Source organism: Streptomyces sp. NPDC045695 (genome assembly GCF_056432025.1).
The window spans coordinates 662733-676722 of record NZ_JBWKJU010000002.1; the positions used below are offsets into that span (position 1 = coordinate 662733).

Annotated in this window: 11 protein-coding genes; 5 read left to right on the forward strand and 6 right to left on the reverse strand. The window is 69.5% G+C overall.

Annotated features, from left to right (window positions below; genetic code table 11):
- The first annotated feature begins 101 nt into the window (after positions 1-101).
- The 3 genes from AC07DU_RS06315 to AC07DU_RS06325 all read left to right on the forward strand — a co-directional run bounded on the left by AC07DU_RS06315 (position 102) and on the right by AC07DU_RS06325 (position 4200).
- On the forward strand, positions 102-1223 hold the full coding sequence (locus AC07DU_RS06315) for a GlxA family transcriptional regulator (protein WP_479109866.1): 1122 nt from the start codon (positions 102-104) through the stop codon (positions 1221-1223).
- A 17-nt stretch (positions 1224-1240) separates the two neighbouring features.
- Positions 1241-3538, forward strand: a complete 2298-nt coding sequence (locus AC07DU_RS06320) for a molybdopterin-dependent oxidoreductase (protein WP_479109868.1) — start codon at positions 1241-1243, stop codon at positions 3536-3538.
- 113 nt (positions 3539-3651) lie between these two features.
- The gene (locus AC07DU_RS06325; protein ID WP_479109870.1) at positions 3652-4200 is read left to right on the forward strand and encodes an EF-hand domain-containing protein; all 549 of its coding nucleotides are present in this window, start codon (positions 3652-3654) and stop codon (positions 4198-4200) included.
- A 1400-nt stretch (positions 4201-5600) separates the two neighbouring features.
- Here AC07DU_RS06325 and AC07DU_RS06330 read toward each other — a convergent pair.
- Together AC07DU_RS06330 and AC07DU_RS06335 are read right to left on the reverse strand one after the other, a co-directional pair.
- A complete protein-coding gene (locus AC07DU_RS06330; protein WP_479109872.1) occupies positions 5601-6137 on the reverse strand; it encodes a DUF4262 domain-containing protein in 537 nt (178 codons plus the stop codon).
- 195 nt (positions 6138-6332) lie between these two features.
- Positions 6333-6932, reverse strand: a complete 600-nt coding sequence (locus AC07DU_RS06335) for a DUF1326 domain-containing protein (protein ID WP_479109874.1) — start codon at positions 6930-6932, stop codon at positions 6333-6335.
- Between the two features lie 312 nt (positions 6933-7244).
- Between AC07DU_RS06335 and AC07DU_RS06340 the strand changes: the two genes are divergently transcribed.
- Positions 7245-7994 carry a ZIP family metal transporter gene (locus AC07DU_RS06340; protein WP_479109918.1) on the forward strand — a complete coding sequence of 250 codons (750 nt, stop codon included), beginning with the start codon at positions 7245-7247 and terminating at the stop codon, positions 7992-7994.
- A gap of 65 nt (positions 7995-8059) precedes the next feature.
- On the opposite strand, the gene AC07DU_RS06345 is transcribed toward AC07DU_RS06340, so the two are convergent.
- The 3 genes from AC07DU_RS06345 to AC07DU_RS06355 all read right to left on the reverse strand — a co-directional run bounded on the left by AC07DU_RS06345 (position 8060) and on the right by AC07DU_RS06355 (position 12017).
- Positions 8060-8182, reverse strand: coding sequence for a hypothetical protein (locus AC07DU_RS06345; RefSeq protein ID WP_479036401.1), 123 nt, complete (start codon positions 8180-8182; stop codon positions 8060-8062).
- Between the two features lie 709 nt (positions 8183-8891).
- Positions 8892-9326 (reverse strand): VOC family protein, encoded by a 435-nt coding sequence (locus tag AC07DU_RS06350; protein ID WP_479109875.1) that lies wholly within the window; start codon positions 9324-9326, stop codon positions 8892-8894.
- Between the two features lie 1086 nt (positions 9327-10412).
- Complete coding sequence (locus tag AC07DU_RS06355; RefSeq protein WP_479109920.1) at positions 10413-12017, reverse strand: TROVE domain-containing protein; 1605 nt, start codon at positions 12015-12017, stop codon at positions 10413-10415.
- An 825-nt stretch (positions 12018-12842) separates the two neighbouring features.
- Here AC07DU_RS06355 and AC07DU_RS06360 point away from each other — a divergent pair.
- On the forward strand, positions 12843-13097 hold the full coding sequence (locus AC07DU_RS06360) for a hypothetical protein (protein WP_479109877.1): 255 nt from the start codon (positions 12843-12845) through the stop codon (positions 13095-13097).
- Between the two features lie 211 nt (positions 13098-13308).
- On the opposite strand, the gene AC07DU_RS06365 is transcribed toward AC07DU_RS06360, so the two are convergent.
- Complete coding sequence (locus tag AC07DU_RS06365; RefSeq protein ID WP_479109922.1) at positions 13309-13509, reverse strand: helix-turn-helix domain-containing protein; 201 nt, start codon at positions 13507-13509, stop codon at positions 13309-13311.
- Positions 13510-13990 lie beyond the last annotated feature (481 nt).

The following is a 13990-nucleotide window of genomic DNA, read 5'->3' on the forward strand; positions in this document are numbered from 1 at the left end:
CCGCCGGGCCCTTCGTGGACCCCCGTGCCTCCTTCCTGTCACGAACCTTGGGTATGCGTCCGTCCGGCATAGGGTCTCCCCATGGGGGAACGGCTCACCTGGTGGTCGGGTTCGAGGCGGCCGAGCTGCTGGACATCGCATCCGTCACGACCGCGCTGCAGATGGCGAACCGGATCGGCGGCCTCGTCCGCCCCTACCGCATCCGGCTGGCCGGTCTGGGCCGCGGGCCCATCGACTGCGGTTCCGGGATTCTCCTGCTCAGCCATGAGCCGCTGGAACGGGTGACGGGGCCCCTGGACACCCTCGTCGTCTCCGGTGGCAGCGGCTTCGAACGCGCCGCGCAGGACGTGCGGCTGGTGGGACACGTACGCCGGCTCGCACGGGAGAGCCGCCGGGTGGCCTCCCTGTGCACGGGAGCCACCGTCCTCGCCGCCGCGGGCCTCCTCGACGGTCGCCGCGCCACCACGCACTGGCGGTTCGCGGCCCGGCTCGCGGCACGCCATCCCGCCGTCACCGTGGACCCCGACCCCCTCTACATCAGGGACGGGAACGTCTACACGGCGGCGGGCATCACCAGCGCGATCGACCTGACCCTCGCCCTCTTCGAGGAAGACCACGGCTCCGACCTGGCCCGCCAAGTAGCACGCGACCTCGTCGTCTATCTTCAACGGCCGGGAAACCAGGCGCAGGTGAGCCTGTTCACCGCTGCCCCGCCGCCCCGTGACGACGTGGTCCGCCAGTTGGTGGAGCACATCGCCGAGCATCCGGACCACGACCTGTCGGCCGGGGCGCTGGCCGCCCTCGCCGGGGTCGCCGCGCGTCATCTGAACCGCCTGTTCCTGGAGCACCTGGGGCTCCCACCGGGGCGGTACGTCCGACGGGCCAGAACGGAGGCCGCCGCCCACCTGCTGGCCTCGACGGGGCTCCCCGTGCCCGGCGTGGCCGCCCGGTGCGGCTTCGGCTCGGCCGAGACCCTCCGGCAGGCCTTCACCGCCAGGTACGGGATCTCCCCCGGCCGCTACCGCTCCGCGCACCGAACAGCCGGCCCCAGCCCGCCGGTGGGGACGGTGCCTCGGTGCGGCCCTTGGCGGTCGCGCGTACCACGGGATTGGGCAGCGGGCCACATGGGAAGTCTCTGTCCCGCGGACCGTCGACTGAAGGGGAGCCCCTGTGACGTAGGCAACCGCTGTCCAAGAGCAGGGGAAACCTCAGGGATGGAGTAGGCATGGCGGAACGGCGCATGTCGGTAGCGACCCACTGGGGTAGCTTCATCGCGGTGGTCGATTCCGGTCGGTTGGTGCGCATCGAGCCGAGGGGGGATGACCCCGCGCCGTCGCCCATCGGCCCCGGAATGGTGACAGCCGCCGACGACGGCGCTCGCGTGCTGCGCCCCGCGGTGCGCAAGGGATGGCTGAACGGCCTGCCGCGCGTCCACGACACGGCCAGGGGCACCGACGCCTTCGTGGAGGTGAGCTGGGACGACGCGATCACGCTGGTGAGCGATGAACTGCGTCGCGTGCGTTCCCAGCACGGCGACAGCGCAGTGTTCGGCGGATCCTACGGCTGGGCGAGCGCGGGTGCGTTCCACAACGCGCAGGGCCAACTCCACCGGTTCCTGGCGTTAGGCGGGGGCTACACCGACTCTCGCAACACGTACAGCACCGCGGCTCTGGAGGTCATCCTCCCCCATGTGATCGGAGGGCATCCGTGGAGCTACCAGTCCCGGATGCCGATGTGGGACGAGATCGCCGAGAACTGTGAGCTCGTGGTGGCGTTCGGAGGGCTCGCCCTCAAGAACAGCCAGATCAACCCCGGCGGGCTGGCCAGGCACCAGACCCAGAACCTGCAGCGCCAGTGCCGTGAGGCCGGGGTGCGGTTCGTGAACGTCAGCCCCATCCGCAGCGACGCCGCCGACTTCCTCGACGCCGAGTGGCTGCCCGTCGTCCCCAACACCGACACCGCCGCGATGCTCGGCATCGCACACACCATGCTGGTCAACGGGTGGCACGACGAGGACTTCCTTCGCCGGTGCTGCGTCGGGTTCGACCGCTTCGCCTCCTACTTGGTCGGCGAGCTCGACGGCGTCCCCAAGGACGCCGCCTGGGCAGCGAGGATCACGGGCATCAGCCGTGACACGATCACCGACCTCGCCCGCCGCCTCACCGCACAGCGTTCGCTCATCATGGTCAACTACGCGGTACAACGGGCCGATCACGGCGAACAACCTATCTGGATGTCCGTCGTACTGGCCGCCATGGCGGGCTCGATGGGCCGATCCGGTTGCGGCTGGGGCGCAGGTTACGCGACGATGGACGCGACCGGCGTCGCCAGAGGCCGCCCCTCCGTGGCGACGATTCCCGCGGTTTCCAATCCCGTCCCGGATTTCATCCCCGTCGCCAGGATCGCCGACACCCTGCTGCATCCGGGCAAGACCATCGACTACGACGGCCAGCGCCTCACATTGCCCGAGCTCCGCCTGGTCTACTGGTGCGGAGGCAACCCGTTCCACCACCACCAGGACCTCCACCGGCTGACCCGGGCCTGGCAGACCCCCGACACGGTGGTGGTGCACGAAGCCTGGTGGAACACCACGGCCAAGTTCGCGGACATCGTCCTGCCCGTCGCCACCGGCCTGGAGCGCGACGACTTCTCCGCCGGATTCTCGGACCCCCACCTCGTCGCGATGCCGAAGGTCCGCGAGCCGGCGGGCGAGTCGCGCACCGACCACCACATCTTCACCGCCCTGGCCTCCCGGCTCGGATACGAGAAGGAGTTCACGCAGTCGCGCTCCGAGATCGAATGGGTACGACACCTCTACGAGCAGACGAGGGCCACCCTCGGCGACGAGGCCGCCCTGCCGGGCTTCGACGACTTCTGGCGCGACTCCACCGCTGAACTGCCGGCGTTGGCCGGCCCGTTCCCCGGCAGCTTCGAGGCGCTCCGCTCAGACCCGCAGCGCTCCCCCCTGTCGACGCCGTCGGGCCGGATCGAGATCTTCTCCGAGGAGATCGACTCGTACGGCTACGACGACTGCCCCGGGCATCCGACGTGGTTCGAACCAGTGGAGTGGCTTGGTGCCGGTCTGTCGGACCGCTTCCCGCTGCACCTGATCTCGAATCAGCCCGCCTCACGCCTGCACAGCCAGTACGACAACGGCGGCCACAGCCTCAGTTCGAAGATCTACGGCCGTGAGCCCGTGACGCTCAATCCCTCGGACGCCGCGGCGCGCGGCATCGAGAACGGCATGATCGTACGCGTCTACAACGACCGGGGCAGCTGCCTCGCGGGCGCCATCCTGTCCGACGACGTCATGCCGGGCGTCGTACAACTGTCCACGGGAGCCTGGTGGGATCCGGCCCAGCCGGGCCTGACCGGAACGTTGGACCGCCACGGCAACCCGAACGTCCTCACGGCGGACCGGCCGTGCTCGCGCCTGTCCCAAGGACCGAGTGCCCTCAGCGCGCTGGTCGACGTCGAGGTGTACGGCGATCCCCTTCCCGAGGTGCTCGCCTTCACACCGCCACCCCTCGAACCTTGATACGAAGCCTTCCCGCCTCGCCGTCGGTGAGCGCGCAGCAGCCCGGCCCGGTCCGCCGAGAAGCGCCACTCGCCGTTTGCACTCACGTAACGACGTGACTACTGTGCGCCATCGTGACTGCACTTCAAGACCTCAAGTACGGCCAGTGGTTCAGGGGCGCCGACGTCGATGGCGACGGGTTCATCACCCAGCGGGACGTGCGCATGATGAGCGAGCGCTACATCACCGCCCGCGGCACCGCGCCGGACTCCGCGACCGTCCGCCAGCTCACCGAGGGCATGGACGGGTTCTGGGCGAACGTGATCGCCCCGATGGACCAGGACGGCGACGGGAAGGTCGACCTGCGGGAGATGACCGAAGGGTTCAAGCGGGTCCTGACCGACCCGGCCCTGTACCCGCAGCAGATCGAGCCGGTGACCGACTGCTTCTTCGACCTCGTCGACCTTAACGGAGACGGCAAGATCGACCGGGCGGAGTTCCAGCAGATGTTCGACGCGGTCGCCGGCGTCCCCGGCGAGGACTGCGCCGCGGTCTTCACCGCTCTGGACCGGGACGGCTCCGGTGCGCTGGACCGCGCCGAATTCCACCAGGCGGTCACGGAGTTCTTCTACGGCAACGACCCGGACGCCCCTGCCAACCACCTGTTCGGCAGGGTCGCCTGACGGCTCTCAGACGCGGCGGCACGCCGCTCGCCTATACCCCCGGCCGCTGGCGTGGGCGAGCGGCGTGGTCGTCGTACTTCGGCCTCCTCGCTCAGCTCCGGCGCGTCCTGGTCGCGCAGCGGAGCGCGGAGCGCCGACGGCCGGGATACCGACCAACGGCCCCCGTTCTCACGGGTTCGTCTCAAGGCCCTGCCCTACTGGAAGCGCCGCCGACAGCTGGAGTTCCTGTTCGGGGCTGCGCGCTGAGGCGCCGTGGACGCTGTTGCAGCCAACGCAGGAACACCACCGAAGCGATCACCGGCGCGATCCCGGGACCCTCGTACGACCTCAGCCTCTCTTCCTCGGCCGCCAGGGCCCGCCTCCGTTCCGCCGGCCGCCCCGGCCCGCCGCGCTCGGACGCGGCTCATGCGCTCGCCGAGCACCCTCACCTTGGCCGAGCCTGGTCATCAGCGCGAGACGCGCGGAGGCCGTGGCGTGGGGCCATGTGGAGATCGAGCGGGTCAGTCATCCGAAGGTCGGGGCGCGGCCTCCGTCGCGGCCTCTGCTGGCCAAGGCCGCACCCCTTACCACCGAACGTACTCGCCACCCGGAGGCGGGCGGTCACCGGGCATGCCGGAGCGAACAGTATGGACTCGACTCCCTCGGCCAGCATTCGGCGGGTCTCCTCATGACCGGGGGGTGCCACCGTTCATCGCAGTCCCCGACGTGGACGCGCAGTGGCTTCGGCCCGAGCCCAGTCCAGATGGATTCGACGAGACGCCGCACCCGACGAGAAACGAGGAACGAGGATGGGTGAAGGAAACCAGAGCGATTCCGGCACCGCGCCAGAGGAACGTCGCCTCTGGCAGGTGAAGCTGGCCATCGTGGCCACCCCGGGAGGAGCATGAGGACCTCCTGGACCGGCTGACCGACGTCCTGTGCCCAGACCCCCACCACGAGGGGCCCTGTGACATCCCCTGGGCCATGCACAGCGTCAACGAAGACTCCCTCCCGGCAAAGGAGCGCAAGGCTCTCCTCAACGAGATCGAAGACACCAATCCATCCTGACCTGTACAGGGACGGCCACTGCCGACCGGCCTGCCCACACGCAGACTCCGGTCCTTGGCTTAAGACCAAGAGTCGTGCTCCCGAGGCATTATCGGCGCCGCTTCAACCGTTCCGGCTCGACAGGAACACCGATCGAGCGACAGCGCCGGAGGCCTCGGCTGCCCGCGCCGTGCTCAGGGAGCGCGCACGGTCGGCTTGCCCGCCCGGCACGAAATCGGGTCACCACTGGGCGCGCCGCATGCCCTCGGGCGGTCAGGCAGGACGGCGACGAACAGCCGGTGACGTTCGTCGGGGTACACGGACAGGGCGCAGGCCGCCCGCGCGTCGGCCACGAGGGCGGTGATCGCACCCGCTCACTGCTCGGCAGCCTCCTCGGTCCAGACGCCAGCCGGGTGCTCGTCGATCGGAAGCCACAACCTGGGCTGCGCGCGGCAGCCCGGACTGGCCTGCTCGTCCGACGGCCAGCGGTGATCCCGGTCGGGCCAGACAAGCTGGACGACGGGGACCGACGTCTGACGGTAAAAGCCGACGGCCGTGCCCAGCAGAGGGCCGTGCCAGCTGACGTCCACCGGTTGGACCTGGACCTCGTACCCCTCGATGACGCCCGATAGCAGCGTGCCGGGCTCCGTTGCTGCCCCATCACGCAGCTCGGCGGCCCCAGCATTGACCCAGTACATCAGCCCCTCAAGCTCCAAACCGAACATGGCGACCTCTGGGATCCGATACGAATGCCGCAGGCCGACGGTGAAGGACCAATCCGGGATGTCTTCACCGCCGACACCCACTACATGCCAGCCGTGCTGACGGACGTCAGCCGCCTCCCGGGACCAGTACTTCTTCTGCTGCCGACGGGTTCGGAAGGTCGCCGAGGCAGCGGGGTCGCACAGCACGCAAGCGCACGATTAGGACACGTTCGTGTCAGTCACCAGCGCATCCAAGCAGACCAGGAGCGGCATCACGCAGGGTGGGCTGCCACGTGACCACAGTGCCAAAGCGACTGCGTCGGCCCCAGCAGGCCTCGTGGCGAGGCGCCCCGCCACACCAGCACCCCTCTCAGAGGCCCTGCGCCCCACTCCCGCTGGACTTCACTCCGGGCCGCTCCAGTCGAAGGGGAAGTACTTGCTCGACTTCCCCGAGCGTTCCCAGGAGAAGCCGTACGCGTCCGCGCGGTCCGTGGTGGCCCGGCCCCAGGTCGCGACCTGGCCCGGCCCGACCTCGGCACCGGGTGCGTTGTGCACCTGTACGCGTGCGCCCTCCGGAGTGGTCGGCCCGGTCAGCGCCTCGGCACGTGCCGATACCCGCCCGGGGATCTCCGCACGCCAGGCGCCCAGGCCCTCGTCGATCTCGATTCGGATGGGGGCGAACTCCATGCCCCGCATCTCGGCACCGAAGACCTCACCGAACTCCGCAGGCCATCCGCCCGCCTCACCGCCGAAGATGCTCTGCAGGGCAGAGCGCTGCCGCTCGTCGGCACGCTCGTCGAAGAAGACCGCGGCGTACGCGTCCGTGTGCTCGCGGGCCCAGACGTCGCCGACGAAGGAGGCGAGCATCAGCACGTTGAGATCGTCGAGCCGCACGTCGCCGAAGCTGCCTTCCCGGATGTGCCAGGCGAGCACGCCCTCGCAGTCGCCGTACGTGGGGGGCTGGGCGAACGTACAGGGACACGGGATGGCGCACTTGCACACGTCGAACCAGTCGCCGGCCAGGTGCCAGCGCGTACCGGTAGTGACCTGTTCTGCTTCCCTCCTGACGAGCTCGGACGAGCTTGGACGAGCTCACTGGGAATGGCGAGACCGCGTGCCCCCGTGCCCGCTCCCGGATCGCGAGTCGGCCTCCATTCCAGCGTGCGCCTCACCGGCCCGGAAGGCGAGCGGCTACATCGCGGGCCCGTACATCTACATCCGGCGCCACAGCGGAGCCGGGCCGGGGTGAACCGTTGCAGTGCTCTTTTGCCGGGTAGGAGCGGCGCATAGGTCGGCAAGGAAGGCGGAGTGGCTGTGAGCGGAGCGTTGACGGCGGGAGCGTGGGGCCTGTTCGCGGGGGCGGCTCTGCTGCTGGGTGCGACTGTCGGCTCACTGATGCGCGTACCGCCACGGCTGATCGCGCTGGTGATGGCGTTCGGCAGCGGCGTACTGATGGCGGCGGTGTCCTTCGAGCTGATCGCCGAAGCCTACGAGCGGTCGGGGATCTGGCCGGTGGTGGCGGGAGCGGTCGGCGGCGCGGCCGTGTACTCGGGCGCCAACGCACTGCTCGCACGACACGGCGCGCAGCACCGCAAGCGTTCCGGGGGAGAGCAGCCTTCCGAGGAAGAGGCGCCCGGGTCGGGGAACGCCATCGCCCTGGGGGCACTTCTGGACGGAATCCCGGAGTCCGTGGTGATCGGGACGAGCCTGCTCGGCGGCGGCCATCTGGGAGTCGCGACGGTGGGAGCGGTATTCATCAGCAACATTCCCGAGGGCCTGGCCAGTTCCGCCGGAATGAGAAGCGCGGGACGCAGCCGGACCTACGTGTTCGCGCTGTGGGGAGGCATCGCCGTCATCAGCGGCCTGGCCGCTCTGGCCGGATACGCACTCCTGGGAAGTGCCTCCGAGGCGGCGATGGCCGTGATCACCGCAGTGGCCGGCGGAGCGATCCTGGCGATGATCGCCGACACGATGATCCCCGAGGCGTACAGCAAGGTGCACCTGCTGACAGGACTGGTCACCGTGGTCGGCTTCCTGTCGGCGTTCGCACTTTCCCACCTGTAGCCACGGGGCCCGCGGGCTCGCAGGTCACGAGCCGCGCGGGCCAAAGCGCCTTACGGGTACGTGCCCTACTGCCGGGTTCGGTGCTCGGTGATCCAGCGGGCGGCGAGCAGACCCGAGGCGGCGGTGAGGACTGCCGCGGCGACAACGGTGGCGTTCAGACCGAGCCAGTCGGCGAGCACACCGGCCACGAGAGCTCCGGCGGCGTAGCCGACGTCGCGCCAGAACCGTTAGCCGACGAGGTCGATCTTCATGTTGACGGTCATCGACCAGGTCAGGCCCTGGTTCAGCTGGGTCCTCGGCGTCCCCGTCCCCTTCGCCCTCGCCTACGCGCCGTCCTGGGGCTGGATTGTCGCGGCCAACGTGCTGCTCGGCGCAGAAGCCGCCGGCCGCTGCCCTGACAGCCTGGGGTCCTCTGTGCCCTTCGCCGTGCGCGGTACCGCCGGGGCGGGTGACGAGGCTACGGTCCAGGTCCAGGGTGATGCCGACGTGATGACCATCCGCCTTCGTCGTAGCTGCGGGTGCGGTCTCCTCCGTCGGCTCCGCGGCTTCGGACCCCAGCTCCAAAGGCTCGTTCTCGTCCGGCATGCCACCGTTCCTTCCGCGCATCGGACAGCCCTGACGAGCACACGCCATCCACCTGGCAGCCGATGAACGCAGCGGCGCAGGTGGGTGAGCCCCGCAACTGCCTGGCCTTCCTCAGCCGCCGCCACAAGGGCCCGCCCCTCGGGGTGTTTCGGAGGGGACGGGCTGATGGGTCAGCGGTGGAGGTGAGCCGGCTGGTCGTGGTTAGCCGGTGGTGCCCAGGGTGAGGTGAGGCTGGCGGCGTGCGCGCACGCATCCGCAGCGAGATAGAGGCCCAAGGAAGACCGCTCCCCGCCTCGCTGGCTCGGAGGATGCTCAGTCGAGACAGAACTCGTTGCCCTCGATGTCCTGCATCACGATGCACGACTCGTTGGTGCCATCGGCAAGCAGCGTTCGCTCGTGTACCGCGCCGAGCGCGACCAGTCGTGCGCACTCGGCCTCAAGCGTGGCGAGGCGCTCCTCACCCACGAGCCCGGTGCCGGCCCGCACGCAGAGATGCACCCGATTCTTGACGACCTTTTCTTCGGGAACGCGCTGGAAGAGTAGCCGCGGGCCCACACCTGAGGGATCAATGCAGGAGAACCATTGCACCTGATGCCCAGGCGGCAGCGAGCGATGGTAGTCGTCCCACGTGTCAAACCCCTTCGGCACCGGCGATACGACGTACCCCAACACCTCGCACCAGAAACGAGCGACGCGCTCAGGTTCTGCGCAGTCAAAGGTGACTTGGAACTGCTTGATCGATGACATCGGCGCACCATAACAGGGGCAACTCCCATGCTCGTTCACCGGTGTGCATCCTCACGTTGTCGGGAGGACGGCTCCTTCCAGCCGCTGCTGCGTCGTGCGGTCTCAGGGCATGAACCGACGTCGATGTCTCGAAGGGGTTGCCCGCCGTTCCGGACCAGACCGGTGCCCCGATGCCCTCGCCGCGTTTCCCGACAGCCGCCCGCCGCCCTGGGGTCGCATCCACGGAGACGACTCCTCCCGAGTGAGCACCGGAGCCGCGGCCGCCCCGAGCTGTGCACGCCCGCAGCCCCCACAGGCCCTTGGTCATCCTGGACATCAGGTAATAGAACTGGGCAGCCCGCCGGGGGTTCCCCAGGAACCAATCCCGACCCATCCCGACCAACCACCCTCATGAGGAAGCGGCCCGGTATGTACGTCGGCTCGACCAGTGAGCGCGGCGCCAGATGGTGTTCGAGGTCGCGGACCGGGCGGTGAACGCAGTTCTGGCTGGCCGTGGCGCCTCCGTGGAGATCGCTCTGACGCCGGACGGCGGCGCAAGCGTTGCCGAGGCCGGGCGTTCCCATCGGCGAGATGGGGGGCGCCGGTGGTCCCGGGCTCGAAGCCACGCCCTCCCCTCGCCCGGCGGTGACGGATCTGATCCGCTTCAACAAGGCACGCATGGACACGGACGATCCGGCCACCCGCCCAATGGTCGCGGCCCAACGAGCTCGGCCACGCGCGCGGGCTGAGCCACAAGTCGGCCAGCGGGAAGAGCGCCGTGTCCTCGGTGATGCGGCCGGACGTCGCCCCGTACCCGGACGCCCCGACGGACGTCGACCAGGCCAACCTGAAGAAGTAGCGGGGATGATCATGAGCCTGCAGGCAGGGGTCGGCGGCTGCCGTTCGAACCGGCGTCATCCCCTCCTGACAAGGGGGCGCGTCTACCTCTGCGCTACAGCCCCCCACCGCGGTGCGCGGCTCCTACGCGTTCCAGCCAGGACCCGCCTAGCGGGTTCTCGCGCCTGTTGCCGCAGCTGTGCAGCGCACCCGGTCCAGGCCCGCGCGACCGTGAGGACCTAGCCGCCGCGCACTGGGGACGCGCCCCCGCTACGCCGGATCTGCGGTCCACGGCCAGGTGGCGTGGCGGCCGTCCTCGATGAGACCGACCATCCGGAACGCGGCGTCCGTGAGCCCGCCGAAGGTGTGCCGGTGGGGGCCCGAAGGGATATGGGCCGGCTCGTACCCCGCCAAGTTCCAGGTGTACACGGGTACTTCGGACGGCACGGGTTCGGTCGGCCGGCCGGGGCCGTGGTGTGCGGCCTGCTCGTCAGTGACGATCAGCACGCGGTCGTGGTCCCGGTAGTGGGCACGTAGGGCCGCCGTCGTCTGTGTGCCACCGAGGCTGTGGAACCGTTTCAGCACCTCGAGTACCGGTTCCCCTGGCGCGAACGGCACCGGGGCACTGGACCAGCCGAACTCCACCAGGTCCGCCTGCTGGGCGCGCATCGCCAGGGCGGCGCCGAAGACGGCCGCCGCGTCCGCGCGGCTCAGCGTGGACCGCTCGGAGACGGTGTCCCAGAACATGGAGTCGGACCGGTCTACCAGGATCAGCGTCCGGCCGGGCAGAGCCGGCACGTTGGCCAGGGAGTGGCCAAGTGCCCGTTCCAGCGGTGCAGCCCAGCGCGGAGACGGCGCGTGCCGGTGGGCGGCCAGGTACCGGAAGGGGAACTGCCGGGACCGGGCGACCTCGTCAGCATCACTGATGCGTGCCGCGACCCGCGCCGCCGCCTCGTCCGAAACCCCTGCCTCGTCGAAGTTCCGCAGGTTCCGCAGGAGCGCCATGGGGCCCATCGAGGGGATCACGGCTTCCCAGACGGCGGCGTCCAACGGACCGTGGAGCCAGCCCGCCAGGGCCTCCCAGGTCATGCCCGCCGCAGCCAGCTGCTCAGCGCCTCCCGGCCCGGTCACCGCGGCCAGCCGCGCTTCCAGCGGCACCTCCATCAGCGCCCGGTGCTCGCTCAGCAACCGGTCGCAGGCCGGAACCGCCGCCTGCTCCGGGTGGTGGCGGCGGTCCAAAGCATACCGGAAGAGGGCACCCTGCCAGGGCTTGTCCGGGTCGGGTGACGCGTGCACGAGGTTGAGTACGTCCCCGAAGCGGAAGGCCTTGGAGGCAGTGTCGTACTTCAGCAGGGACCGCGAGGAGTACAGCCTGCGCACCGCGTCGGCGATGCCCCGCTTGACGGGTTGCGGCACATTTCGCCCGTATTTGGAGGTCCAGTAGGCGAGGAGCTCTCCGGGCTCATCGGCGCGCTGGAGCACCGAGTCGATCACAGACCGGTTGGACGGGCCGCCCATGAACCCGGCCTCAAGCCGGGCTCGGACGTATGCGGCGGCGCCCACCAGGGACGCGGTGCGCATGTTGCCCTCACTGCGGAGCCAGCGCAGCAGGCCGGCCGTCCATCCGGGGTCCTCCACGGCGAGTTGTGCCACGAGGCGGGCGTATCGGTCGTCGCGCTCCTGGCCGCTCTCGTAGAAGGTCCGCTGGGAGACGAAGTTGCCGACGGCCAGGAGGAAGAGCTCTTCCCGGGGCTCCCGGACGAAGGCGGGACCGCCTTCGTAGGTGCGCATGGCCCGGCCGGCGCGCCAGTGGTGGATCTCGGGTGCGGACGTAGTGCGGGCGGCTGCCGCCGAGACGTGCGGGGCCACGAGCATCTCGGACCACATCTTGGAAACGCGCTGGGTGTAGCGAGGCAGTGAATCCCCCCGGATCCAGAGACGGAAAGCCCCGGCCAAGAGGTCCGACGGGGCGAGGTGCGGCCTCGCCGCCCGAGATCAAAAGGGGGCGGCGGCATCACTTGGTTGTCAGAAGGAAGTAGCCGCAGCCGGGCGCATCGGGGGCGCGGTCGCCATCACACTCAAGCACGCCAACTGACCTCCCGCCACCGAATAATCGGCGGGAGCGAACCCTGCCGAGAGAGGCCTGCCGCGCGAGTCGGGTCGACCTGCGCCCTGCCGGGCGCGGCGAACGATCCGTGCTGCTGTGGGCGCAGAACCGAGTACGGCTGCCGAATCCCGCCGGTCACTGGAGGCGTATACCTGACAGGGGCCTGGGCTGTTGTTGCGCATGTCCCTAATGCGGAAGGGGACGGGCGGCATGGGGGCGGAGTGGATACACCTGACTTGGCGACAATGGCCGTGCAAGCGTCACCTGCCGCGGTATCGGGCGCCGCGAATACAGCGGCGTCGGATCTGGTACCCGCCTGGCTCATTCGTTCCGCTCGCGGGCGGGCCGCCCTGGAGGATCTAGCCAATGCGCCTGATGACCTGCGTCGCCCGGCACCGTCCAGGCCACCCTCGCCGACGAGATCAGCAACGACGCCGAGCAGCCATGAGCAGCATCACCTACTGCTCGGAATCACCCCAGTACTACGACCCCACGCGAGCCGAGGGCAAGAGGCACCCCTAAGCAGTCCTGGCCCTGGCCCGGTGCCGAGTCAGCGCCCTGTGGGCACTTCTCCCCCGAGACCGGCTGGGCGCATGGCCGCCAAGCTGATCGTCTACCCACCCGACGGGCACGGATGGCGCCGGGTGCGCCACGACGGCGTCGCCATCGGGGTCGCGCACCGCGCAGCCGACTTCTGTGTCTTCCGCGCGGCTGCGGGGCTGGAGAACGCCGAGGACACGGACTTCACCGACCCCGACTGCGTGGAGTGGCGGCGACGGCCACGAGGAGTGGGACCCCTCCCGCTGAGCCGGGATCCTCTCGCAGGATTCGCGGCGCGTGGAGCTTGAGGCCCAAGGAGCGACTCTGCAGGTCAGCGGCGATGGCGCCAGGAGGGGTGGTGGACTTCCCAGGCTGCGGGAGGAGATGGAACCAGACCGGCGCCGATGCCGAGACGCTGATGCCTCTCTGCTGGAGGGCCCGCCAGGTGGCATGCCAGGCCAGGCCCGGCCGACTTCTGGTGCCGGCACCCTGCAGTAGGTACGAGGCCAGGCCCCGTCCCTACTGTCCATCTCGTGGCTTCGGGGAGGAGGCGAGTGCTTCCCTCCGCTTCCGAAGGAGTGCGTGAACGGCGCCTTCGGGGACACGGAACGAGCGGCCAATCCTGATCGCCGGTAGGTGGCCGGTATGCACGAGGCGGTGAGCGGTCATCCTCGAGACGCCCATCACCGAGGCGACTTCTGCCACGGTGAGTAACACCACACCCTCAAGCGCTTCCTGCGCCTTGCCCGCAGGGGCGGGCGAAGACCGGCGGGTAGGCGGCTGATCCGGGGACTGCTCATCGGACAGATCGGCATCGGCGAGTACGGAAAGCGGGTCACGGCGCTGAGATGAGAGGACGAGCTCGGAGCGGCCCAAGACGGTCTCCAGGGTTTCCCGGAGCGCGATCAGTTCGTCCACATTCTGCACGTACAGCGGGTCGGACGGGTTAAGGCCAATGGGTTGGCGTCCGCGAGACGCTGTCGGAGGAGGACAGCATCGCAGCCGCGGTCATTCCTCCACAGGGCCTCGCGGAAAGTCGTCGTCTACCGAGCCTTCCGCTTGCTCCGGCCGCTCCTCTGCCTGAAGTGCCGTGAGACGGGCGGCTTACTGATCGTTTCACAATGAGATCGGTGTGGCGGGTGGCAACTGAGGATCTCAATGGGCAGGGTCTGCCCTATGTCTGCAGACCTTGTTCCTGATG

Bases quoted from the DNA above. Each gene is read 5' to 3' on its own strand.
- AC07DU_RS06350 (WP_479109875.1), bottom strand. From the start codon at position 9,326: ATGTCATCGATCAAGCAGTTCCAAGTCACCTTTGACTGCGCAGAACCT.
- AC07DU_RS06360 (WP_479109877.1), top strand. From the start codon at position 12,843: ATGGCCGCCAAGCTGATCGTCTACCCACCCGACGGGCACGGATGGCGC.
- AC07DU_RS06355 (WP_479109920.1), bottom strand. From the start codon at position 12,017: ATGCTCGTGGCCCCGCACGTCTCGGCGGCAGCCGCCCGCACTACGTCC.
- AC07DU_RS06320 (WP_479109868.1), top strand. From the start codon at position 1,241: ATGTCGGTAGCGACCCACTGGGGTAGCTTCATCGCGGTGGTCGATTCC.